This is a genomic window from Vallitalea sediminicola (assembly GCF_054408565.1).
On the sequence record NZ_BTPT01000024.1, the window covers coordinates 34,672 to 57,722 of the forward strand.

Annotated in this window: 23 protein-coding genes and 1 pseudogene; 23 read left to right on the forward strand and 1 reads right to left on the reverse strand. The window is 31.3% G+C overall.

The annotated features are described in order from the left end of the window. The first annotated feature begins 11 nt into the window (after positions 1–11). From cwlD to ACX6CF_RS10450, 8 genes are all read left to right on the forward strand, one after another. Complete coding sequence (gene cwlD / locus ACX6CF_RS10415) at positions 12–716, forward strand: N-acetylmuramoyl-L-alanine amidase CwlD (RefSeq protein WP_458785262.1); 705 nt, start codon at positions 12–14, stop codon at positions 714–716. A gap of 96 nt (positions 717–812) precedes the next feature. Beyond that, on the forward strand, positions 813–1,640 hold the full coding sequence (locus ACX6CF_RS10420; RefSeq protein ID WP_458785263.1) for a lysostaphin resistance A-like protein: 828 nt from the start codon (positions 813–815) through the stop codon (positions 1,638–1,640). A 93-nt stretch (positions 1,641–1,733) separates the two neighbouring features. Then, positions 1,734–2,786 (forward strand): L-threonylcarbamoyladenylate synthase, encoded by a 1,053-nt coding sequence (locus tag ACX6CF_RS10425; RefSeq protein ID WP_458785264.1) that lies wholly within the window; start codon positions 1,734–1,736, stop codon positions 2,784–2,786. Between the two features lie 18 nt (positions 2,787–2,804). Beyond that, on the forward strand, positions 2,805–3,266 hold the full coding sequence (locus ACX6CF_RS10430; protein WP_458785265.1) for a low molecular weight protein arginine phosphatase: 462 nt from the start codon (positions 2,805–2,807) through the stop codon (positions 3,264–3,266). Further along, positions 3,263–3,694 carry a ribose 5-phosphate isomerase B gene (gene rpiB / locus ACX6CF_RS10435; RefSeq protein ID WP_458785266.1) on the forward strand — a complete coding sequence of 144 codons (432 nt, stop codon included), beginning with the start codon at positions 3,263–3,265 and terminating at the stop codon, positions 3,692–3,694. The genes ACX6CF_RS10430 and rpiB overlap by 4 nt, the downstream gene beginning before the upstream one ends. A gap of 19 nt (positions 3,695–3,713) precedes the next feature. Beyond that, a complete protein-coding gene (locus tag ACX6CF_RS10440; RefSeq protein WP_458785267.1) occupies positions 3,714–4,154 on the forward strand; it encodes a deoxycytidylate deaminase in 441 nt (146 codons plus the stop codon). A gap of 26 nt (positions 4,155–4,180) precedes the next feature. Then, a complete protein-coding gene (locus ACX6CF_RS10445) occupies positions 4,181–5,239 on the forward strand; it encodes a glycosyltransferase family 4 protein (protein WP_458785268.1) in 1,059 nt (352 codons plus the stop codon). Positions 5,240–5,303: 64 nt separating this feature from the next. Continuing rightward, the gene (locus ACX6CF_RS10450; RefSeq protein ID WP_458785269.1) at positions 5,304–6,791 is read left to right on the forward strand and encodes a hypothetical protein; all 1,488 of its coding nucleotides are present in this window, start codon (positions 5,304–5,306) and stop codon (positions 6,789–6,791) included. A 60-nt stretch (positions 6,792–6,851) separates the two neighbouring features. On the opposite strand, the gene ACX6CF_RS10455 is transcribed toward ACX6CF_RS10450, so the two are convergent. Continuing rightward, entirely contained in the window at positions 6,852–7,319 is a 468-nt protein-coding gene (locus tag ACX6CF_RS10455) for an ACT domain-containing protein (protein WP_458785270.1), read from the reverse strand. 336 nt (positions 7,320–7,655) lie between these two features. On the opposite strand from ACX6CF_RS10455, the gene wecB reads away from it, so the two are divergent. From wecB to ACX6CF_RS10530, 15 genes and pseudogenes are all read left to right on the forward strand, one after another. After that, positions 7,656–8,774 (forward strand): non-hydrolyzing UDP-N-acetylglucosamine 2-epimerase, encoded by a 1,119-nt coding sequence (gene wecB, locus ACX6CF_RS10460; RefSeq protein ID WP_458785271.1) that lies wholly within the window; start codon positions 7,656–7,658, stop codon positions 8,772–8,774. A gap of 144 nt (positions 8,775–8,918) precedes the next feature. Then, positions 8,919–9,149, forward strand: coding sequence for an AtpZ/AtpI family protein (locus ACX6CF_RS10465; RefSeq protein ID WP_113673121.1), 231 nt, complete (start codon positions 8,919–8,921; stop codon positions 9,147–9,149). A 1-nt stretch (position 9,150) separates the two neighbouring features. After that, complete coding sequence (locus tag ACX6CF_RS10470; protein ID WP_458785272.1) at positions 9,151–9,582, forward strand: ATP synthase subunit I; 432 nt, start codon at positions 9,151–9,153, stop codon at positions 9,580–9,582. A 30-nt stretch (positions 9,583–9,612) separates the two neighbouring features. Further along, the gene (atpB, locus tag ACX6CF_RS10475) at positions 9,613–10,329 is read left to right on the forward strand and encodes a F0F1 ATP synthase subunit A (RefSeq protein ID WP_458785273.1); all 717 of its coding nucleotides are present in this window, start codon (positions 9,613–9,615) and stop codon (positions 10,327–10,329) included. A gap of 89 nt (positions 10,330–10,418) precedes the next feature. Further along, positions 10,419–10,673: pseudogene (locus tag ACX6CF_RS10480) on the forward strand (ATP synthase Fo subunit C); the annotation flags it as partial. Further along, complete coding sequence (gene atpE / locus ACX6CF_RS10485) at positions 10,650–10,925, forward strand: ATP synthase F0 subunit C (protein ID WP_458785310.1); 276 nt, start codon at positions 10,650–10,652, stop codon at positions 10,923–10,925. The pseudogene ACX6CF_RS10480 and the gene atpE (ACX6CF_RS10485), both read left to right, overlap by 24 nt. 63 nt (positions 10,926–10,988) lie before the next feature. After that, entirely contained in the window at positions 10,989–11,270 is a 282-nt protein-coding gene (gene atpE, locus ACX6CF_RS10490; RefSeq protein ID WP_113673125.1) for an ATP synthase F0 subunit C, read from the forward strand. Between the two features lie 60 nt (positions 11,271–11,330). Next, a complete protein-coding gene (gene atpF / locus ACX6CF_RS10495; RefSeq protein ID WP_458785274.1) occupies positions 11,331–11,858 on the forward strand; it encodes a F0F1 ATP synthase subunit B in 528 nt (175 codons plus the stop codon). Continuing rightward, the gene (atpH, locus tag ACX6CF_RS10500; protein WP_458785275.1) at positions 11,846–12,391 is read left to right on the forward strand and encodes an ATP synthase F1 subunit delta; all 546 of its coding nucleotides are present in this window, start codon (positions 11,846–11,848) and stop codon (positions 12,389–12,391) included. Before atpF ends, atpH begins: the two co-directional genes overlap by 13 nt. Before the next feature lie 42 nt (positions 12,392–12,433). Next, on the forward strand, positions 12,434–13,957 hold the full coding sequence (atpA, locus tag ACX6CF_RS10505; RefSeq protein ID WP_458785276.1) for a F0F1 ATP synthase subunit alpha: 1,524 nt from the start codon (positions 12,434–12,436) through the stop codon (positions 13,955–13,957). Positions 13,958–13,961: 4 nt separating this feature from the next. Further along, positions 13,962–14,816 (forward strand): ATP synthase F1 subunit gamma, encoded by an 855-nt coding sequence (atpG, locus tag ACX6CF_RS10510; protein WP_458785277.1) that lies wholly within the window; start codon positions 13,962–13,964, stop codon positions 14,814–14,816. A 17-nt stretch (positions 14,817–14,833) separates the two neighbouring features. After that, on the forward strand, positions 14,834–16,216 hold the full coding sequence (atpD, locus tag ACX6CF_RS10515) for a F0F1 ATP synthase subunit beta (protein WP_458785278.1): 1,383 nt from the start codon (positions 14,834–14,836) through the stop codon (positions 16,214–16,216). A gap of 11 nt (positions 16,217–16,227) precedes the next feature. Then, positions 16,228–16,647 carry an ATP synthase F1 subunit epsilon gene (atpC, locus tag ACX6CF_RS10520; RefSeq protein ID WP_458785279.1) on the forward strand — a complete coding sequence of 140 codons (420 nt, stop codon included), beginning with the start codon at positions 16,228–16,230 and terminating at the stop codon, positions 16,645–16,647. A 152-nt stretch (positions 16,648–16,799) separates the two neighbouring features. Continuing rightward, a complete protein-coding gene (locus ACX6CF_RS10525; RefSeq protein WP_458785280.1) occupies positions 16,800–17,723 on the forward strand; it encodes a stalk domain-containing protein in 924 nt (307 codons plus the stop codon). A 354-nt stretch (positions 17,724–18,077) separates the two neighbouring features. Further along, the gene (locus ACX6CF_RS10530) at positions 18,078–23,045 is read left to right on the forward strand and encodes a hypothetical protein (protein WP_458785281.1); all 4,968 of its coding nucleotides are present in this window, start codon (positions 18,078–18,080) and stop codon (positions 23,043–23,045) included. Positions 23,046–23,051: the final 6 nt, after the last annotated feature.

A 23,051-nucleotide genomic window follows, 5' to 3' on the forward strand; every position in this document is an offset into this window, starting at 1 on the left:
TTGGTGGATATATGATAATAATTATTAAAAAAACTCATGTTCTGATGTGGGTAGTGTCTTTAATAATATTAATATTTTTAGTAGCAACAATATTATATGCTAATAAGGTAATTAATGTTTTTTCAAGTGTGGATGATAAACATGTTGTTGTTGTTGATGCAGGGCACGGAGGTTTTGACCCTGGTAAAGTTGGTGTTAATGGTGAATTAGAGAAAGATATTAACTTATCTATTGCCATAAAATTAAAAGAATACTTGGAATATAGTAGAGTACACGTTGTGATGACAAGAGAAGATGATGGCGGTTTATACAACGAATCGAGCAATAATAAAAAAAGAGAGGATATGAATAAACGAAAAGAGATAATTAATTCAAGTGGGGGAAATATGCTGGTTAGTATACATCAAAATAGCTTCTCCCAAGAAAAATATAAAGGAGCACAAGTTTTTTACTATGCTTCCTCTGACGATGGGAAAAAATTGGCCCAGTGCATACAACAAGAGATTAAAACTTTTGTGGATATTGAAAACAAGAGACAAGTAAAAGACAGTAATTCGTATTTTATATTAAAACAAACTAATATTCCAGGTGTTATAGTTGAATGTGGTTTTTTGTCTAATTATGCAGAGGCGGAGTTATTAACTGATGATATATATCAAGATAAAATTGCATGGGCTATATACATTGGTATTATGAAATTTTTAGAAGAAAAATAGATTCTGGGGCTGTCTTAAAACACATTTAATGGTAATTAAGTGCCTTAATTATGTATTTTAAGACAGCTTTTTAATTTATTATAAGGAGTGCGTTATATGAATAAATTTAGAGCTTTTGGAAATAGTGTGATTTTTGTGATTATATCTAAATTAATACAGGTATTAGCAGTTGTAGTTGCGGGTATTTATTTTACTGTAAAGCTTAATATGTATAAAACTAATCAAGAAGATGTATATAGCTTTTTTGTTACTCACTCTTTGCTAATCACTATAATTGCATGGGTTGTTACTTTGGGTGTATTTTTATTGATATATTTAATTAGTAAGAAAAATTTTGTTAATGAAACCAATTTGAATAAAAAGCTTTCATTAAAGACTATACTTATATGTATCATCTGTGGGATAGGTATCAATATAGCTATAGATGGAATATTGACATTAATTAATATAAATGAGTTAGTTCCTGAATACGAAGAATTAATGGCAAGTATCTCTAATAATGATTTTTATATTACGCTGATAGGTGTAGGGATATTAGCTCCTTTTTTTGAAGAATTATTATATAGAGGAATTGTATTGAACAAATTAAGAAATGGATTTGGTGTTTTTGGAGCAGTAATGATACAAGCTCTGTTTTTCGGTATAAGCCATATGAACTTAGTACAAGGTACATATGCATTTTTGATAGGTATAATTTTAGGTTATGTGGTTATTTGGACAGGTAGTTTATATAGTTCTATTATATTACATATTGTGATTAATTCTTTAAGTACGATTATCTCAAATATACAAGGGAAAAATATAGGATATAACCACTTAGTTACTTTTATTGTTACTGGAGTTCTATTGACCGTAATGGGATTAAGGATTATTTATATGATGAGAGAAAATAAAGAGAGTGAGATAATTGAATTCATGGAATAATGAATGGAAGCAATAATTAGGTTGCACTTTTAATTTGATAAATATATGGTATAATGGTTAGGAAAATAATAAATCATTTATGGAGACATTTATATGGAGACAATAATTCGTAGAGTAGACAGTAATAATATTGATAATAATATAATTGTAGAGGCAGCAAATATTTTGCAAAATGGCGGTTTAGTGGCATTTCCTACTGAAACTGTATATGGAATTGGTGCTAACTCGTTAGATGTCAATGCAGTAAAAAAAATATATATAGCAAAAGGGAGACCTTCTGATAATCCATTGATTGTTCATGTAGCTAACAAAGAAGATGTTAGTAAATATGTTGGAAACATTGGTATGACAGCACAAAAATTAATGGGTAAATTTTGGCCAGGTCCTTTAACCCTGATATTTGAAAAGAAGGATATCATTCCAGATAATATAACAGGAGGACTTTCAACCGTAGCTATAAGAATGCCATCTCATAAAATCGCACGAAGTATAATTGAAGCTTCGAATCTACCTATTGCTGCTCCAAGTGCTAATGTGTCTGGTAAACCAAGTCCAACTATGGCAAAACACGTAATTAATGATTTAAGTGGTAAAGTTGATATGATTGTTGATGGAGGTTTCTCAGAGATTGGTCTTGAATCTACAGTAGTGGATGTATCTGGTACTATTCCTACAATACTTAGACCTGGTGGAATAACCAAGGAAATGCTTGAACAAGTGATAGGTTCAGTTAGTGTTGATCCTGCAATTAAGTTGTCAGGAAAGAAGTTGATACCGAAATCACCTGGAATGAAGTATAGACATTATGCTCCAAATGCAGATCTAATTGTATTCAAGGGGGAAAGTGATAAAGTTGTATCCCGCATTAATGAATTAGTTGGAATAGAAAAACAAGAGGATAAAAAAATAGGTGTTATAGCTACTGAACAAACAAAAGCTTATTTCAATTGTAAGAACACTATAATTATCGGGGATAAAAATAAACCAGAAGAAATAGCATCTAACTTATTTAGAGTATTAAGAGAATTTGATGAAATGAATGTTGAAACAATATATTGTGAAGCTTTTTCTAAAAAAGACATTGGTACAGCGACTATGAATAGACTTTTAAAAGCAGCTGGTAATAAAATTATTAATGTTGATTAGTCAAAAAAAGGTGATGCTATGAAAAAAATTATATTTGTATGTACTGGGAACACTTGTAGGAGTCCTATGGCTGAAGCTTTAGCTAATAAAAATTTTAGTGATAATAATATTGACATTGAAGTTTCATCTAGAGGGATACTTGTGACATTTCCTTCACCTGCTAGTAAATATACAGTTGAAGCGGTAAAAGAGCATTATCCAGAAGTAATTAAGCATGTTGCTACTGTATTTAGTGAAGATGAAGTGGATAGAGAAACTTTGGTGCTTACTATGACTTGTAGACATAAAGCATACCTACACATGACTTATCCTAGTATTAAAGAAAACATTTTGACGTTAAAAGAGTATTTGGATGAAGTTGGAGATATAACTGATCCATATGGTAATGGAAAAGATATTTATTTAAAATGTGCTGAAGATATTAGTGTTTTAATTGATAAATTAGTTAGTAAAATAAAAAATATGGAGGAAATATTATGATAGCAATTGGTAGTGATCACGGTGGTTTTGAATTAAAACAAGAAGTGATTAAATATTTAGAAACTAATAAAATAGAATTTAAAGATTATGGATGTTATGATCAGAATTCAGTTGATTATCCTGATTTTGCAAAAAAAGTTTGTAAAGCAGTAGTTAATAAAGAGAGTGATAAGGGAATACTTATTTGCGGGACAGGTATTGGCATATCAATAGCTGCAAATAAAGTCAAAGGTATTAGAGCAGCTCTATGTCATGATTGTTTTTCTGCTAAAGCTACGAGAGAGCACAATGATGCTAATGTCTTAGCTCTTGGAGGAAGGATTGTTGGAATAGAGTTAGCCTTAATGATTGTTAATATATTTTTAAATACTGAATTTTCAAATGATGAAAGACATATTAAAAGAATTAATAAAATAGAAATAGATTAATGTATCGGGGGAAAATATTATGAGACCATCGTGGGACGAGTACTTCATGGATATTGTAGAGATTATTAAAGGCAGATCTACTTGCTTAAGAAGAAAAGTAGGTGCGGTAATTGTTAAAGATAGAAGAATACTGACAACAGGGTATAATGGAGCACCATCGGGTTGTAAGCATTGTGCAGAAGTTGGATGTTTAAGACAACAAATGAATATCCCATCGGGGCAAAGACATGAGCTTTGTAGAGCATCTCATGCTGAACAAAATGCAATAGTACAAGCTGCCATGCATGGAGTATCAATTGATGGTGGTACTATATATGTTACAGATCAACCATGTGTAATATGTTCAAAGCTAATTATAAATGCTGGTTTGAAAAGGGTAGTTTTCAAAGGATCTTATCCAGATGAACTCTCCATGGAGCTATTAAAAGAAGCAAGCATTATTGTAGATAAATATGAATAAGCTTTTTAAGGGGAGATGGAAGAAAAATGTTTGATTTTTTAAAAGGTATTAATAGTAATTTTATTTATATAATTGCTTTTGCTATTGCCTTTGTTATAGCATGTTCTACTACACCACTTAGCAGAAAATTTGCTTATAGAGTTGGTGCTATTGATATGCCCAAAGCTAGAGGGATGAATACAAAACCAATGCCTTTAGCAGGTGGAATTTCTATTGTATTGGGTTTTTTGATTACAGTAGCTTTAATTGCACCTTCAATCGATGATTTAGAGTTAAAACATTTATTAGGTTTAATTATAGGAGGTATTGTTATAACAGTTGTAGGATTGTTAGATGATATCTATGATTTACCAGCTAAGTTAAAATTGTTTTTTCAGATTTTAGCTGCATTAATTGTGATAATTACAGGTACTACTATCCAAGCTGTAAGTTGGCCATGGGCACCTGGAGGTGTCATTCTTTTGGGTTCTTTTAGCAACGTTATAACAATTGTTTGGATAATTGGAGTAACTAATGCTGTTAATCTAATAGATGGGCTAGATGGATTAGCTACAGGTGTATCGTCAATAGCAGCACTTTGTTTGATGTTTATATCTATATTGAATGGAGAACCGACTGCTGTATTATTGACAGCGGCACTTGCCGGTTCGTGCTTAGGATTTTTACCACATAATTTTAATCCAGCCACTATTTATATGGGTGATACAGGATCAACGTTTTTAGGGTTCACTTTATCAGTGATTTCTATTCAAGGACGTATTAAAAGTTATACAGCCATAACAATTATTGTAGCTGTGTTAATATTGGGATTACCTATATTTGATACTTTTTTCGCGATACTTAGAAGAATAGCTAATGGTAAACCTGTTATGCAAGCCGATAGAGGACATTTACATCATAGATTGGTTGATAGAGGTTACAGTCATAAACGAGCAGTTTTAACTTTGTATGGAATAAGTGGAGGATTCGGTATAGCTGGGATTCTGATAGCTATGAACGATGTAATGTTCGCACTTATAATTATTGGATTAATCCTTGTAGTTTGGTTATTTGATTTTATAGCTAGAAAAATTAAGACAAAGTGAAAATAGGTATATTATAATAGTAAATTAAAAAATGAGATTTATTATGCTAATGTGAGGAAAATCAATGAAAAAAATAGTACTATTAGTTATAATGGCAATGATAGGAATGTTATTACTGTTTTTTAAGAATGATAATTCTAACAAGATACATATTTCCATTAATGAAGATTTAGATTTATGTATAAAATCATTAGATAATTTTGTTATAAAAACTGAGGAGAAGTATTTAGTTGAATATACTCAGTTATTTAAAAAAGAATATAATTTTTCTATATATGATAAAAAAGAAAAAATTGGTTCAGTAGTTATTGTTAATAAAAAAATTGGCAAAGATAATATTCTGTTCTTGAAAGCTACTACAACGTCAAAGGAATTTTCTTTAGACGTTAAATTTAAAGGTAAATTAAAAATAAATACTATTACAGAAGCTATGTATAATAACAATGTATTACTTGAATTCAATAATAAGAATGATGACTTAGTAAATATAAATAAAGAAAGTCAATTATACCTTGACGGTAATAATTATAGTATTAGATTAGGTAGCCCCTATTATGTTAAGGAACTAGGATGTTCTGTAATAGATGTTGCACATTATAGTAATGGCTGGAAGATTAACAATACGAATAGGTTTAATACTAATATAAAACTTGATATTAAATATAATATGGAGACTAATTTAGAGGCTATAATATCAACTAATCAACTAGTTGATTTTCAAGACAATGATACTCTTGATTTAGTAAGAAGATTAGATTTATTTAATAAAAAGATTTTTAGAAGTGATGGTATCTATTATAATATTGCTAATAATTATATACCATATGGTAGTAATTCTAAGTGGAATTACCCATCTGGATTTCCATTGATAATAATGTATGAAAATATTAAAGACAATAATTTATTTAGATTAATTGGAACTAGTTTATTATATGATTACATAGATAAATTTAATGATGATTATTACATACCTAGTTTACCAAGGTCTACATGGTTGTATGAAGATTATGATATCGATTATGAATTTTATGATACAAGATTTAATACAGATACAATCATGGCATTAATTTATTGGGACCAAATATTAGATGAGTCTAAATTAAATGAGATTATAGATAATTACTTTTCGTTTTTTATAGAGTATGCCTATGATAATAATTGGGAAACAGAGAATAATGGTTTATTTATACCTGATTATAAAAACAGAAACGAAAAGAAATCTGAAACACATTGCTCACTTAACCATCTTTTATCAGAAATTAATGCAATATATCTATATGATAAATATTATAATTGTGATAATGAATACATAATATTAGCAGACAAGATGCAGCAAGCAATAATTGATACATATAAAAATTGGATAAAGGAAAATAATGATTTTTGGTATTGTATAAAGCAAAATGGTGAATATGGATTAACTGATTACAGAGAATTAACATTAAAGGATATGAAATTATTAGTTAATCTTTTAAATGAGAGAGGCGAAACCGTACCTGACGAATTTAGTAAGCTGATTGAAAGTAAAACTAAATGGCTTGAAAATAACTAAAAATAGATTTTAAAAAAGCTATCTCAAAGTAAAAAGTAGTAAAGAGATAGCTTCTGAATTTTAATCTTTTATTATATTTTTAAGTGATAAGATAGCCTTCTCTTCATCAGATGCATATATGAGATAAGAAATATCTATTTCAGATGTTGTTATCATTTTAATATCAATATTTGCGTCTGAAAGGATGGACATGGTTTTTGCTGCAATTCCAGGATGGTATTTCATATCATCATCATACAGTGAAAGTTTAGTATTATTGGAATTAACATCAATACGTAGATTAGGAATATCTTTTTTATATGATTTAAGTGTTTGTATAGCATTAAATAATACGTCATTTTGTAGAGTAAATGAGATATTTATTTTTCCTTTTAAAGGTGATGTTTGGCTAATCATATCCACGTTAATATCAGCTTCAGCCAAAGAAGTGAATATTGCAGCAATGCTTTTATTATTAATAGGTATATTAGCTAAGGTAATTAAAGTTACATTTTGTGTAATGTTTAGCTTACTAATAATTTTATTCATAATATATAATCACTCCTATAAATTATTTAACATAATTGAGTATAAGATTGATTATAGCATATACTTATCAAGGTAACAAATATTATTTTAAAAAAATCAGTTATTAAAATAAATTTTTTTGATTAAACAATTAATTAAAAAAATATAATTATATAAAAATATTTTATGAGTTAAATTTTAATTTGAATAGTGGGAATAATTAAATAAAAAATGTATAAAATATTTTGCAAGAGGTGTAAAATGGATGTATAATATAAAATGAAACGCTAAAAAGGATTAGATTACTGTAATAAGATAATTGGAAAACTTAGATTATATATAGGAGGAAAAGTACCAATGTCAAAGATAAAAGTCATGAGTATTTTTGGAACAAGACCAGAAGCTATAAAAATGTGTCCTGTTGTTAAAGCTCTAGAAAAAAGTGAATATACAGAGAGTATTGTATGTGTAACAGCTCAGCATAGAGAAATGTTAGACCAAGTACTTAAAGTATTTAGCTTAGAACCAGATTATGATCTTAATATTATGAAAGAAAGACAAACACTTGCACAAATTACAACAAGAGCGCTAGAGGGACTAAACAATATTATTGGAGAAGTAAAGCCTGATATAGTACTTGTTCATGGTGATACAACAACAACTTTTATAGGTTCATTGGCTGCATTTTACAATAAGGTAAAAGTTGGTCATGTAGAGGCAGGACTTAGAACATATAATAAATATGAACCGTTCCCTGAAGAAATGAATAGGAAACTTACAGGATGCTTGGCTGATTTGCATTTTGCACCTACTAATACGGCTAAGGAGCATTTATTAAAAGAAAATGTATCAGAAGAGAACATCTTTGTAACAGGAAATACAGTTATTGATGCCCTTAATACTACAATAAAGGATGATTATAAATTTCAGAATGATTTACTTAATCACTTAGATTACAAGAACAAAAAAATTATAGCGATGACTGCACATCGTAGAGAGAATCTTGGCGAACCACTAGAAAATATATGTAAAGCAGTGCTTAAAATAGTGGAAGAGTATGAAGATGTAGAAGTTGTATATGCTGTACATCTTAATCCAGCAGTTAGGGATGTAGCACATAGGATATTAGGAAAGCATGAAAGGGTACATTTATTAGAGCCTCTTGAAATGCAAGACATGCATAATCTTCTAAATAACTCCTATTTAGTTTTAACTGATTCAGGAGGATTGCAAGAAGAAGTGCCTTCAATGGGCAAGCCTGTCCTAGTTCTTAGAAATGTTACAGAAAGACCGGAAGGTGTAGAAGCTGGTACATTAAAGCTTGCTGGTACGGAAGAAAAACCTATTTATGAATTTACAAAATCATTAATTGAAGATGCTGATGAATATAAAAAAATGGCTAATGCTGTTAACCCTTATGGGGATGGAGAAGCATCAAGTAGAATTGTTGATATTATCATAAATAGTTTAAAATAGATGCATTAATATGTCTATCTTTTTCTGTTTTTTTATAGGTTTTAATAATTTATAGGTAATAAGATGGAAATTGTAAAAAAATAGATATTACTGTAGACATATGATAAAATCATGCGTATAATACTTTATTAAGAGGGAGAACTTATGAAGTTTGATCCGAATATAATGAAAAGCTTATCTTTAATAACTCAAATAGGTTTTTTAATGGCAATACCTATTATTGGTTGTATTTTGTTTGGAAATTTTCTCGACAGGATACTTAGTACCGGAGTACTATTTCTAATCATATTTACAATATTAGGTATGTTGACTGCCTTTCGAAATTTATACGTCATAGCTATGAAAAGTAGTAAAAAGAGAAAGAAGGACTCTTGATATGAACTCAGAAAAATCAATATTATTTCCACTTACAATTAAAATCACAATCATTGTAGTCCTTTCATTTGTAATAGGTCTGTTTTTCGTTAAAGATATTTTAGCTTATGGTAAAGGTTTGGCTCTTGGAGGAATATTTTCCATTCTTAAGTTAAAACTAATGGAAGTAACATTTAAAAAAGCATTAAGCAAACCTCCAAATGATGCTAGGAGATATGCCAATTTTCATTATTTTTTAAGGTATTTATTAACTATTTTAGTATTAGTTGTTGGAGCATTGGAACCAACAATTAATTTAGTAGGTGTTATTATTTCACTTGTATCTGTGAAATTAGCCGCTTATTGGCAAGGATACATAGAAAAACCTACACCAAAAGATGGCTCTGTACAGTTCCTTGAATGGGAAGATGAAGAAGAAGAGTCAGATTTTTAACGTTTCCTATATGGAAAGGAGGGTTAATTAATGGATATTGGTATTCATCATGTTAAAACCATAAGAATATTTGGTTTTGACCTATGGATTACTGAATCAATGGTAAATGTATGGCTTATAGGAATTGTTCTAATAGTTATTGCATTAATCATAAGAAGAATTATATTAAAGCCAAAAAAAGTTCCAGCAGGTGTTCAAAATGTTATTGAATGGATTATTGAATTATTAGACAATTTTACAGTATCAACAATGGGTGAAAATGGTAGAAAGTTCTCTTCTTTCTATGGATGTATGTTTATATTCATCTTGATCTGTAACTTATCAGGTTTATTACTAGGTCCTAATTTCAATAATGGAAAATTAGGTTTTGGATTTCTAAGACCACCTACAGCTGATGCATCAGTGACGTTTGCGTTATCACTAATTACATTTTTTATGGTGCAAGGTTATGGAATTAGAGTAAAAGGTGTTGGAAAATGGGCAAAAGGTTTAACAGAACCCTTATGGCCAATGACACCACTTAATATTATTGGAGAACTTGCTAATCCAGTATCACTTAGCTTTCGTTTGTTCGGAAATATACTTGGTGGTACGATTATCATGACTTTATATTATAATTTACCTTGGTTTGCACTTATTGGTGTACCAACAGCATTACACGGGTATTTTGATGTTTTTGCAGGTGTATTGCAAGCATTTATATTTGTTATGTTGAGTATGACTTTTGTATCAAGTGCTATGGAATAGAATGTAAAATCACAAAATATTAATATTGAGTTTATAAAAACAAGTGAGGTGAGGTCATGAACGGCATACTTGATTTGCTAATAGGTTGGATGGCGTATGTTGATAAGAGAGCATTAATCCTAGCCTTTTCAGCAATTGGTGCTGGTATAGCTATGATAGCAGGGATTGGCCCAGGAATAGGTCAAGGATTTGCTGCTGGTAAAGCTGCTGAAGCAGTGGGAAATAACCCAGAAGGTGGAAGACCAGCTACAATCGTTATGCTATTAGGTTCAGCAGTAGCCGAAACATCAGGAATATTTTCTTTAGTAATAGCCATTATTATGTTATTTGCTAATCCTTTGGTAACACGCGATGGGGTTGGAATAGTATTAGCAGCCAGTGCAATTGGCGCAGGACTTGCTATGGTAGCAGGAATTGGTCCAGGAATAGGACAAGGATTTGCTGCAGGTAAAAGTGCAGAAGCAGTTGGGAAAAGACCTAAGTTACAAAGTCCTATTGTAAGAACGATGTTACTTGGCCAAGCAGTAGCTCAAACAACTGGTATATATGCACTAATTATTGCATTAGTATTATTATTTGTTAATGTTTTAAAATAAATAAATTAAAAGTAAACTTGATTAACAATAATATGAGAATTAATATTATAGGAGGATGTTAAAATGGAACAAATCGATGGAAAAGCGTTAATCTTAGCATGTTCAGCAATAGGAGCAGGTTTAGCAATGATAGCAGGTATAGGTCCTGGTATCGGACAAGGTTTTGCAGCGGGTAAAGGTGCAGAAGCTGTAGGAAGACAACCTGGTGCTCAATCAGATATCTTAAGAACTATGTTATTAGGTGCAGCAGTAGCTGAGACAACAGGTATTTATGGATTGATTGTAGCAATTATTCTTTTATTTGCTAATCCACTAATCTCAAAATATATGAGTTTGATTGGCTAATAAAATGTGAAAGGGAACTTAACCCTTTCACTCCTTAACGAAAGGAGGAAATAAAAGCTTATGTACTTAGTAGAAAGCTGGATTATAAACTTTGATGCTCAAATGGTAGCCTCAATTCTTCTACATGTTATAAGTGTACTTCTATTATTCTTTATATTAAGTAAATTATTATTTAATCCAGTAAGAGAAGTCTTAAAGAAAAGAAAAGACAGTATAGCTAATGAATATAATTTCATTAAAGATGAAAAACAAAAAGCTGCTGAGCTTGAAAAAGAATATAGAGAAAAATTAGCTAATATTAATAAAGAAGCTGGCAAGATTCTAGAAGAAGCTAGAAAGAAAGCTCAATTAAAAGAACGTGAAATTATTAAAAATGCTGATGAAGAAGCAGTTATACTTATGGCTAGAGCTAATAAAGAGATAGAAAGAGAAAAAGACAAAGTTAAAGATGAAATTAAAATTGAAATGATAGAAGTTGCTAAAATTTTGGCAAGCAAATTTGTGGCATCATCTATTGATAAAAAAGTAAGCGATAAATTGTTAGAAGAAACTTTAGATTCAATTGGTGAAGAAACATGGCTGAATTGATAGCTAAAAGATATGGAACAGCTTTGTTTGAGCTTGCCGTAGAAACAAATCAAGTCAACCTTGTAGGCGAACAATTAGAATTCATTAAAGAGATAATCCTTACAGAAAAAGATTTTATGGGATTATTGAACCATCCAAAAGTAGTTGTTGAAAATAAGATTGCTATGGTGGAAGATATTTTTGAAGGTAAAATAATAAAAGAAATTTTAGGTCTTTTGGTTATAGCGATAAAAAAAGGAAGGGCTAATAATTTATTGAAAATCATAAATTATTGTCTTGACGAAATTGATGCGCTAAAAGGAAATGCAAAAGCTTATGTTTCATCTGCACAGGAGTTAACTGATGAACAGTTAGATAGTATTAGAAACAGACTTGAAGAGACTACAAAGAAAAAAATAATACTAGTAACAAGTGTGGATGAAAACTTAATAGGTGGTTTAGTGATTCGAATAGGTGATAGAATTATAGATAATAGCATAAAAGGTAAAATTGAAGCTATTTCAAAGGAATTATACGCTATTCAAATAGGTTAAAATGAATATACTTTATGAACAGAAAGGCGGTGGAACCTTACCATGAATTTAAGGCCTGAGGAAATTAGTTCAGTAATAAAAGAACAAATTAAAAGATATAAAACAGAACTAGAAGTAAGTGATGTTGGAACTGTTATTCAAGTTGCTGATGGTATTGCACGTATTCATGGTCTTGAAAAAGCAATGGCTGGAGAGCTATTGGAATTTCCAGGTGAAGTATATGGAATGGTACTTAACCTAGAACAAGACAATGTTGGTGCAGTTTTGATGGGTTCTGATAAAAATATTAGTGAAGGCGACATTGTAAAAGCTACAGGAAGAGTTGCAGAAGTTCCTGTTGGAGATGCGCTTATTGGACGTGTTGTTAATGCATTAGGTCAACCAATAGACGGAAAAGGTCCAATTAATACGGATACATACCGTGAAGTAGAGAGGGTTGCACCTGGTGTTATAACTAGGAAGTCAGTTGATACTCCATTACAAACAGGTATTAAAGCGATTGACTCAATGGTTCCAATTGGAAGAGGACAACGTGAGTTAATCATTGGAGACAGACAAACAGGTAAGACTGCTATAGCAATAGATACAATCATCAATCAAAAAGGACAAGATGTATTATGTATATATGTTGCAATTGGACAAAAAGCTTCAACTGTAGCAGGAATCGTTAAAACATTAGAAGAAAATGGCGCAATGGATTATTCAACAGTTGTTGCAGCTACAGCATCTGAACTTGCTCCATTACAATATATTGCTCCTTATGCAGGGGTAACAATTGGTGAAGAATGGATGGAAAAAGGTAAAGACGTACTTATCATTTATGATGATTTGTCCAAACATGCAGTTGCATATCGTGCACTGTCATTACTTCTTAGAAGACCACCTGGACGTGAAGCTTATCCTGGTGATGTATTCTACCTTCATTCAAGACTTCTAGAAAGAGCAGCAAAACTTTCAGATGAGTTTGGAGGAGGTTCAATTACAGCTCTGCCAATTATTGAAACACAAGCGGGAGATATTTCCGCATATGTTCCAACGAATGTTATATCAATTACAGATGGTCAGATTTTCCTTGAAACAGAATTATTCAATGCTGGTGTTCGTCCTGCGATTAACCCAGGTCTATCTGTATCAAGGGTTGGTGGTGCTGCACAAATAAAAGCTATGAAAAAGATTGCTGGACCTATTCGTGTTGAGTTGGCACAATATAGAGAACTTGCAGCATTTGCACAATTCGGTTCTGATTTGGATAAAGAGACTAAAGCAAGACTTGACCAAGGGGAGAGAATCATTGAAGTTCTAAAACAACCTCAATACAAACCTATGTCAGTAGCGCATCAAGTAATAATATTATATGCTGCTACCAAAAAATATTTAATGGATATTCCTGTATCCAGTATTCTAGACTTTGAATCAAAGCTTATTGAATTTGTAGACACAAAATATCCTAAGCTTGAAAAAGATATAAAAGGTAAAAAAGGACTAGACGAAGAACTGGATGGAAGAATTGCTTCAATTATTGAAGAGTTTAAGAGTGGATATAAAAACCTAAGTAAAGAGGTGTAATTCCATGGCATCCATGAGAGATATCAAGTTAAGAAGAAATAGTATACAAAGTACCCAGAAGATTACAAAGGCCATGAAATTAGTTGCCACTTCAAAACTTCAGAAAGCTAAAACAAAAGCTGCTGAGTCAAGACCTTTCTTTGACAAAATGAGGGAAACTATAGGTTCCATATTAGAGCGAAGTAATACTGTTAGTCATCCTTTTTTAACAGAAAGAGAAGTTAAAAATAAAGGATACATTGTTATAACATCTAATAAAGGTCTAGCGGGTGGATATAATTCCAGTGTGGTTAAACTTGTAATGAAGGACTCAGAACCTAATGATTCCAAAATAGTTGCAGTAGGAAAAAGAGGTGCTGATAACTTCAAAAGAAATGATTATGAAGTTGTTGAACAATATAATGATGTTATAGAACAACCAATTTATAAAGATGCAATATTAATAGGTGAAAAGCTGTTAACAATGTATACAGAAGGTATCATTGATGAGGTTTATATAGCGTATACTTCTTTTGTTTCTGCACTTACTCAGGAAGCTAAACTTCTAAAAGTTCTTCCTGTCGATACAGATGATTTTAAAGGAACAGGCGAAAAAAGTAGTGATATGATGACTTATGAACCATCACCAGAAGAGGTACTTGAACAAGTTATTCCTAAATATATTAATAGTATTATTTTTGGAGCACTTAGAGAATCAGTAGCTAGTGAACATGGTGCAAGAATGACTGCCATGGATTCAGCTACAAATAACGCCACAGATATGATTGATGACTTATCACTTGAGTATAACAGAGCTAGACAAGCTTCAATTACTCAAGAACTATCAGAAATCGTTGGTGGTGCAGAAGCGCTTAAGTAAAGGAGTGAAATAATAAAATGGCAGAAAAAGTAGGTAAAATCACTCAAATTATTGGTGCCGTTTTGGATATAAAATTTAGTGGACATCTTCCAGCTCTTTACAATGCTATTGTAATCAAAAAAGTTGATGGAACTGACCTTATAGTAGAGGTTGCCCAACATCTTGGTGATAATATTGTAAAATGTATAGCCATGGGTCCAACTGATGGTTTATCAAGAGGGATGGAAGCAATTGATACTGGAAAGCCAATAACAGTACCGGTTGGTGAAAAAACCTTAGGTCGTATATTTAATGTTACAGGTCAAGCAATAGATAATAAACCAGCACCAAAGACAAAACATAGCTGGCCTATTCATAGAGAAGCACCAAAATTTGAGGAACAAGTAACTGAAACTGAAATATTAGAAACAGGAATAAAAGTTGTTGATTTATTATGTCCTTACCAAAAAGGTGGTAAAGTAGGTCTTTTTGGTGGTGCAGGGGTAGGTAAAACAGTACTTATCCAAGAATTAATTCGTAATATTGCAACAGAACATGGTGGATATTCTGTATTCACTGGTGTTGGCGAAAGAACAAGAGAAGGTAATGATTTATACCATGAAATGGCAGAATCAGGAGTTCTTGATAAGACTACCATGGTGTTTGGACAGATGAATGAGCCACCAGGAGCAAGAATGCGTGTTGGATTAACAGGTCTTACAATGGCAGAATATTTCCGTGACGAAGGTGGACGTGACGTATTACTATTTATTGATAATATTTTCCGTTTCACACAAGCAGGATCTGAAGTATCAGCTTTACTTGGACGTGTTCCTAGTGCCGTTGGTTATCAGCCAACACTTGCTACAGAAATGGGTGCATTACAAGAACGTATCACATCTACTAAGAGCGGTTCTATAACATCAGTTCAAGCAGTTTATGTACCAGCTGATGACTTAACTGACCCAGCTCCAGCAACTACATTTGCTCACCTTGATGCGAAGACAGTATTATCACGTGATATTGTTGAACGTGGTATTTACCCAGCAGTAGATCCACTTGATTCGACTTCAAGAATTCTTTCACCTATGGTTGTAGGTGAAGAGCATTATGATGTTGCAAGACGTGTACAGGAAATACTTCAAAGATATAAAGAATTACAAGACATCATTGCAATTCTAGGTATGGATGAATTATCAGAAAATGATAAGATTATTGTTGCAAGAGCTAGAAAGATACAATATTTCTTATCACAGCCATTCTTCGTGGCAGAGAACTTTACTGGTAAAGTAGGAAAATATGTACCGTTAAAAGATACAATACAAGGTTTTAAAGAGATTCTTGATGGTAAACATGACAATATATCTGAAAATGCATTTTTAATGGCAGGTAGTATTGATGATGTTTTAAGCAGAGTATAGTAGGTGATTAGATGGCTAATAATAAATTTTTATTACAAGTTGTTACACCAGAACGAATATTCTATGAAGATGATGTCGATCGTGTAGAATTCAAAACCAGTGAAGGTGATATAGGAATATATGCTAATCATATACCGTTAACTACACCAGTGGTTAGTGGAATGATGATTATCAAGAATGATTCCAAAGAAGAAAAAGCTGCAATCCACAAAGGATTTGTAGAAGTAACTCCTGAAAAAGTAACAATTCTAACAGATGCTGCTGAATGGCCCCATGAGATTGATGCAAAAAGAGCGGAAGAGGCTAAGATTAGAGCAGAAAGAAGACTTACGGCTGAGAAGGCTGAGCTCAATGAGATCAGAACCAAGGCGGCGCTGGCTAGGTCGGTTGTTAGAATTGAAGTTAGTAAATATGATGATTCTGATGAATAGATAATGAGAATTATAATAAATACCCATAGATATAGCACTTGTAAAAGTGTTTAATCTATGGGTATTATTTTTCTTGAAAGAATTATTTTCATATGGTAATATATGGTATATACTAGAAATTAGTCAAAATAAACCGAAAAAAGGAGTAATTTATGAAAAAAACTGCAAGAGTATTAGCTTCAGTAATTCTAATTCTTACATTATCAACATCTTTATCAGCAAGTTCCTTGATAAGAGATATATCAGGGAAAGAAAACAAAGGTATCAAAATAACTTATAATAATCAAGTACAAAACTTGAAAGATGGTCATGGTAATGATGTTTATCCAGTAATAATCAATGGTTCTACTTATCTTCCTGTTAGAGCAATAGCAGATATGATGGGAGCAGATATAACATGGGATGGACAAACAAAAACTATTTCAATTATGGCAAGTAATACAGTAAATGATGGTGCAGTTCCTACTGATTTACCTTCAGCTAACAATGATAATGGTTCAAATAAACCAAATCAACCAAAGCAAGACCAATCAACACAAAAAAATATGTCAACAAATTCAGGTTCAATGGATAATCCAGTGGAAATAGGGACAACTATTTCTTATAGTGATATATATGATTATGATGATTGGACAAAATGTGCTGATTATGAATTAACTGTTTCAAAAGTAGAGCCAATAACTAGAGAGAAGATTTCATCATTAGGTTTTCAAGCAAATGATGATACATCAATTGATTATGTTATGGTAACGCTCAAAGTAGATGTGAGCAATGCAACATATAAAGGTAAAAATGAGTATGCCTTTTTGAAATCATATCTACCTGATATATGGGGTACTGAAGCAGTAAATGGAAATTGTATAATTGGTGGAACAGATTATGGATTTGATGGATCATTAAAAAGGAATCTAGAAGATTTAATAGATTACAAAGAACTTCATCCAGGACAAAATGAATCTTTTAGTGTAGAAGGTAAAATAATTTTAGGGGTATATAATTATTCTGAAAATTATTTGGCTATACAAAAATTTGTAAGTATGGATAAGAAAGATCGTATTTTCTTTAAACTTAAATAAATACTATTAATGATTTTAATATGAAATAATAAAAAAATTATTAAACTCCAAGGTAAATATACTTTGGAGTTTTTATAATTTGCAAAAAATACTTTCTATATGACTGATTTATGGAGAATTTTTCCTAATAAAAATGGTAGGTTAATTTGATAGTTTCTATCAATTATTATAAGGATAATGCCGATATATAATTGAAAAAGATTTTTATGTTATTTTGTAGAAACAGAGATAATTATGTACTGATGAAATAGATTGGATTAAATTATCTATAAACGTTAAGTTTTAATATATTAAAACTAAGTGATGGAAAAAAACAGAAGTGTGAACAAATAACATTAATAAGGGGGATAAATGATGAGAAAAAGAAAAGCATTGTGGATAACTTCAATGTCTTTAGTAGTTTTTTTATTTGTATCTATTATAAATTTAACTAATACAAATATTATTAAAGCTGCTTCAGATTTAGGGTTTGAATGGAAAAAAAATGATACTATGGATGAATTACTGCAAGTAGTAAGTAACAAAGCAGGTGATGATGAAGTATTTATTAACTGGGATCTAGAAGATTATGGTGAGTACAAATTAGAATATTATCTTACAGAAAAGATTAAGACAGAAGTAACATTCGAACACCAAGTTAATCAGTTGGTTGTTAAATATAATATATTAGATTATTCATCTGGTACAGAAACTAGTATTACAAATACAGAATTCAATAAATCATTTGCCATGATGAATTATGATTTACTTGTACCTCAATTAGAAACAATAACAGATACAGATGGGTTACTTGTTGGGGATTCTTTAGAATTTACCATTGTAAAGGGAGCAAGTTCCAAATACCCAGGGGCTTCATTTGTTATTAATAATATGCCTGTTAGATTTAGATGGAATATGCAGACAAAAACAGTGAGCTTTCTTACAAAAGGTATTCAGAAAGGGTGTATCGTTCCTTTTAAATTAACGACACCAGATATGACAGTAGAAACATTACAATTACTTAGAGCATTTGATAATTTTAAGATAGTACCAACACATTGGGTAGAGGATTCAGCTCATAATACGAATAAAGATCTTCAGACTATAGAAATACCAAATAATTCTAATATACGACCAGGTAGTAAACCAGGTCTTAGAATAACTTTTGATAGACCAAAAGTATTTAATAATACTAGCTTAGAATATATGATTGCAACAATAGACCAATTAAAAAAAGCTGATGGTGATCTTGTTAATGCTGTATTAGCATTAAAGGATATCAGAGATAATGGGGATAATACTGATATTATAATACCGATGGGTGTAAGTAATGGGAATTTTATTAGTCCGCCTAGTATAGCTACTGGGAACAATACTTCAGCACAATTTGATTATAATTCATCGACAGGAACATATACTATTGAATTAGTTCAAGATAGAACAGGACTTAAAGATGGAAATACGGATTTTCTACAATGGGATAATTTAGGAGCAAGTAGAGTATATACTGCAGCCATTACCTTAGAAGAAAGTCCTAATTATCAATTCAACCAATATGAACCTGTCAATAAATATGCTTATACATATCTGGATTATATCGTAAAAAGAGCGAGTATGGATGATGCATATCTAGACATAGCGCCATATGCAGGTAGCAATGCAGATGATTTAGAATATACTATCTATCATAGTAAAACATGGAGTTCAGAATTTGGTGAGGACGATATATGGTTAAAACACTATCACAAACAAGAATATTCAGACTTTAATATATATATTCCAGTTCCATTTTCTAATGGAAGTTCTCAAGAATATTATCAAGTAGGTGTTCAGTTTGCTGGATCTCCTCTAAGATCACAGACAATAGAATATGTGCCGAAAAATGATAATAATGTACCACCTCCAGTACCAAGAATCAAGGAAATTAAGAACCTAGCTGTCGTTCCACCTGAGGACTTAGATTCTGACACACCAGCTAAAGTGCAATTTGACTTAACATGGCATGCTCCAGATAAAGAATTGTTAGAAGATATGTTATCAGAAACGGATACTGCTGTGTATTACGAGATGCTATTCAATGATATACCCATAGAAGAACCAAGCAATCAATACACAATTACAAAAGTGTTTAAGGTATATAAGGCTGTAGAAGGTATCAAAGTTGAGGAAGTTGATTCAGGAATGGAACAAGCTTCACCATCAACAATATCAGGATATCAATATGGATATAATGCTAGTGAGAATCTATTTCAAGTGAAAAATATTGTTATCAGGGGTGAATACAAAGGTAGTTCATTAACTGACAAACCAACAATCTGGTCAAAACCTATTAAAAAAGATTTAACTAATAAAACAACACCTTATACGAAATCTGAAGAAGCAGATGATGAGTATGATTATGAATTCCCAGGAATTAATTTCATTAAAATGAGATCTGTATATGTATCTGCAGGAGGAACAGGACAAAGTGACCGTTCTATAGCAGATAGTATTTCACTTAGTATGTTAAGATATGACATACCTATGGCTGGAACTCTAGATTATACGCCAAGAATTACTTCAGAGGAACAACCAAGAGTAGGTCTTAATGTAAAATTCAAACTGGTTGATATAAAGAATTATGATAATTATATGATAGCTCCTATAAATAAGAATATTAATAACATCAATTACAGGATATATATATCTAAGGATAAACAAAAGATACTAAACCTAGAGTCACTGATGACTACTGAGGGTGATACAGAGAAAATACTAGATTTGGATAATGCGGCTAGGGAAAATGAAAATGGAGTATATAAAATAGCTGATTATTCAGATGATATCGAGTTAACAGCAGATGAGATAGATAATCTAAGGTCTGATAATATTTTATACAGTGACATAAGTACTCAGCCAACAGATGCAGGATTTCAAGAATTAAAATTATTGAATTTAGACCCTAACACTAATTATTATATTAGAATTGTAACTAAATTAGATATTTCCGATGTATCTGATACAAGTGTTATCGTTGATAAAAGACGTTCAGAACCTTCAAGCATGTTAAGTGCTACATCACCAGTTATACCAGCTAATCCAGGAGATAGTGAGTTAATACCATTAGCTCCAGAAAATATGGAAGCTAAGCATTTGGATGATAGCATGATTTCAGGTGAAATTTCATGGGAATTTCCTACAGAAATTGAACTAATAGAAGATAAGTACGGTTTTGAATTGATCAGTATTGAAAATAAATCCTTGCCAGAATCATTAGGCAGTGGAAAGATGTTACAAGACATATTTGATTCACAACTCCTTACAGGTGCAGTTGTAGAAGGATGGAGACTTTATGTAAAAGATGGAAAATATGTTTTGAAGTATTATGATAAAAATACTCGAACATGGATTGAAGCTACACAGACATTCAATGTAGCTGACAATAAGATTAGTATAATCGATAATAATAATCTACCTAACAAAGTATATTATTACTATGCACGTACAATAAGAATTGAATCTGAACTTCCCAAAGCAGCTTCTGCTTGGGTAGCAGCTTCCTTGACAACAGCGCCTATCAAAAGACCAATTAATCTAATAGTAGATCATAATCCCAAATACGCTTATGATCCTAAGAGAGAAGCTGTAATAAGATTTGATGCGCCTGTACCTACGGATTATCACACAACAGGCAATTATGGTGTAGAGATATTTGTAAAAGGTGACAAGGATACTGATTATACTAATACTAAATACAGTAGTTATTATTTAGAACAGGTAACAGGTGCTAATGAGGGCTATACGAGGTCATTTTATAAAATTAGTGGATTAAAACCAGGTACTACCTATAGTATAAAAGTACGAATAGAGGATAGAACTAAGCCACAAGATACATTACCTAATGGTGATAGAGTCTATCCAAGGTCAAGTTTTTCTGACAGAGTAAGTACGCGTACGGAATTTGATCAGAAAGACTATGATAAGGAAAATAAGTATATAGAGTATATCAAGTATTATGAAGATAAAGCTCAGGAACTTATTAAAACATCTTATTGGGAGATAGAAAAAGATGATAAGAAACAAGTTATAAAGTATCGTCAAGATTATAATATCGGAGATTTGAAATATGTTAAAGAAGGAAATTACTATTTGGTAGATGCTATAAAAGGTATACAGGATTACTATCTACCAGCTAAGATGATTGAAACTGCTAATGATAATGGTATAACAATAGTGATTAGGTTTCCTGATGGAGATTTAGGAATTAGACCATATACATTATCAATGGATAAGACAGCCGAAATAATAGAAAAGATTGATGAAATCAATAAATATAATAATTCTACAAAAGATTATTATATAAGATTAATAATGAATATCGGAGAATATAAAGATAAGGTAAACGGAAAATCACCATCAACTAATCTTATGAATTATGATATACAAGTAGTTGGCAGTAATAAATCAGAAGATGATATTGAAAGATTGATTTTACAGAAGTTCGAACAGGCAGTCGAAAGCAAAAAAACGTATCTCATGGAGCAGTTGGATAAAGAATTAGATTCTGGCATAGATGATGCAAAATTATTAAAGATAGTGACTGATACTCTAGTACTAGTCAAACAAACTCACAGAGCTAATATCAAGAGCTTAATGAAAAGTTCTATTCAGACTAAGTATAGTACTGTAAGGGAATTGAATGAAAGTGTTCGAATAGCATTTGATGTTGGGTCAGTGAATGATACTCTACAAGGTTATATAAAAGAGGGAAGTTCATTTACTATAGTTAACAGTGATAACTATGGTGGTACATATAATATAGAAACAGATAAAGCAGGGTCTTATCTGTTTGCACCAAAATCGAATATGTACAGTGAATTAGATAATATCTATAATGGTATGGTTACTGATCTAGTAACTCAGTACAGCTTGACAGATATTTTCAACAGTGGTGAACTTAGTAATCTTAAGTATCATGTATATAACTATCAACTATTATCAGCTACAGCTAGAGTTTTGGGTGCTGGAAAAGGTTATGATAATGCAGAATGGTTAGAAGAACATAATGTTGATATTCCAGTAAATGATATGTATGGACATATGAGAAAAGATGAAGCCATTTACATATTCATGCAGGCTTATTCAATAAAGAATAACCTTAATCTAGATAGTATTAATGTTACTGACTATAATATTATTGAAGACGACTATGATATTAAGGAAGAATATAGAGATGTACTTATTAAAGGAGTTAATCTAGGTATAATCAAATTAACAGATGGTAGGTTATTACCCAATGAAGAAGTGGTCACAGAAACAGTTTTAGAAATGTTGACAAGAATCAATAATAAGATTGATTGGTAGGAGGAG

Excerpts from the sequence above, each read along its gene's own strand:
- atpA (WP_458785276.1), top strand. The coding sequence starts at position 12,434 with ATGAATTTAAGGCCTGAGGAAATTAGTTCAGTAATAAAAGAACAAATT.
- ACX6CF_RS10425 (WP_458785264.1), top strand. The coding sequence starts at position 1,734 with ATGGAGACAATAATTCGTAGAGTAGACAGTAATAATATTGATAATAAT.
- ACX6CF_RS10420 (WP_458785263.1), top strand. The coding sequence starts at position 813 with ATGAATAAATTTAGAGCTTTTGGAAATAGTGTGATTTTTGTGATTATA.
- atpC (WP_458785279.1), top strand. The coding sequence starts at position 16,228 with ATGGCTAATAATAAATTTTTATTACAAGTTGTTACACCAGAACGAATA.
- ACX6CF_RS10450 (WP_458785269.1), top strand. The coding sequence starts at position 5,304 with ATGAAAAAAATAGTACTATTAGTTATAATGGCAATGATAGGAATGTTA.
- atpF (WP_458785274.1), top strand. The coding sequence starts at position 11,331 with ATGTACTTAGTAGAAAGCTGGATTATAAACTTTGATGCTCAAATGGTA.
- ACX6CF_RS10525 (WP_458785280.1), top strand. The coding sequence starts at position 16,800 with ATGAAAAAAACTGCAAGAGTATTAGCTTCAGTAATTCTAATTCTTACA.
- wecB (WP_458785271.1), top strand. The coding sequence starts at position 7,656 with ATGTCAAAGATAAAAGTCATGAGTATTTTTGGAACAAGACCAGAAGCT.
- atpH (WP_458785275.1), top strand. The coding sequence starts at position 11,846 with ATGGCTGAATTGATAGCTAAAAGATATGGAACAGCTTTGTTTGAGCTT.
- ACX6CF_RS10465 (WP_113673121.1), top strand. The coding sequence starts at position 8,919 with ATGAAGTTTGATCCGAATATAATGAAAAGCTTATCTTTAATAACTCAA.
- ACX6CF_RS10455 (WP_458785270.1), bottom strand. The coding sequence starts at position 7,319 with ATGAATAAAATTATTAGTAAGCTAAACATTACACAAAATGTAACTTTA.
- cwlD (WP_458785262.1), top strand. The coding sequence starts at position 12 with ATGATAATAATTATTAAAAAAACTCATGTTCTGATGTGGGTAGTGTCT.
- atpB (WP_458785273.1), top strand. The coding sequence starts at position 9,613 with ATGGATATTGGTATTCATCATGTTAAAACCATAAGAATATTTGGTTTT.
- atpD (WP_458785278.1), top strand. The coding sequence starts at position 14,834 with ATGGCAGAAAAAGTAGGTAAAATCACTCAAATTATTGGTGCCGTTTTG.
- atpG (WP_458785277.1), top strand. The coding sequence starts at position 13,962 with ATGGCATCCATGAGAGATATCAAGTTAAGAAGAAATAGTATACAAAGT.
- ACX6CF_RS10430 (WP_458785265.1), top strand. The coding sequence starts at position 2,805 with ATGAAAAAAATTATATTTGTATGTACTGGGAACACTTGTAGGAGTCCT.
- ACX6CF_RS10445 (WP_458785268.1), top strand. The coding sequence starts at position 4,181 with ATGTTTGATTTTTTAAAAGGTATTAATAGTAATTTTATTTATATAATT.
- ACX6CF_RS10440 (WP_458785267.1), top strand. The coding sequence starts at position 3,714 with ATGAGACCATCGTGGGACGAGTACTTCATGGATATTGTAGAGATTATT.
- ACX6CF_RS10530 (WP_458785281.1), top strand. The coding sequence starts at position 18,078 with ATGAGAAAAAGAAAAGCATTGTGGATAACTTCAATGTCTTTAGTAGTT.
- ACX6CF_RS10470 (WP_458785272.1), top strand. The coding sequence starts at position 9,151 with ATGAACTCAGAAAAATCAATATTATTTCCACTTACAATTAAAATCACA.
- atpE (WP_113673125.1), top strand. The coding sequence starts at position 10,989 with ATGGAACAAATCGATGGAAAAGCGTTAATCTTAGCATGTTCAGCAATA.
- rpiB (WP_458785266.1), top strand. The coding sequence starts at position 3,263 with ATGATAGCAATTGGTAGTGATCACGGTGGTTTTGAATTAAAACAAGAA.
- atpE (WP_458785310.1), top strand. The coding sequence starts at position 10,650 with ATGTTATTTGCTAATCCTTTGGTAACACGCGATGGGGTTGGAATAGTA.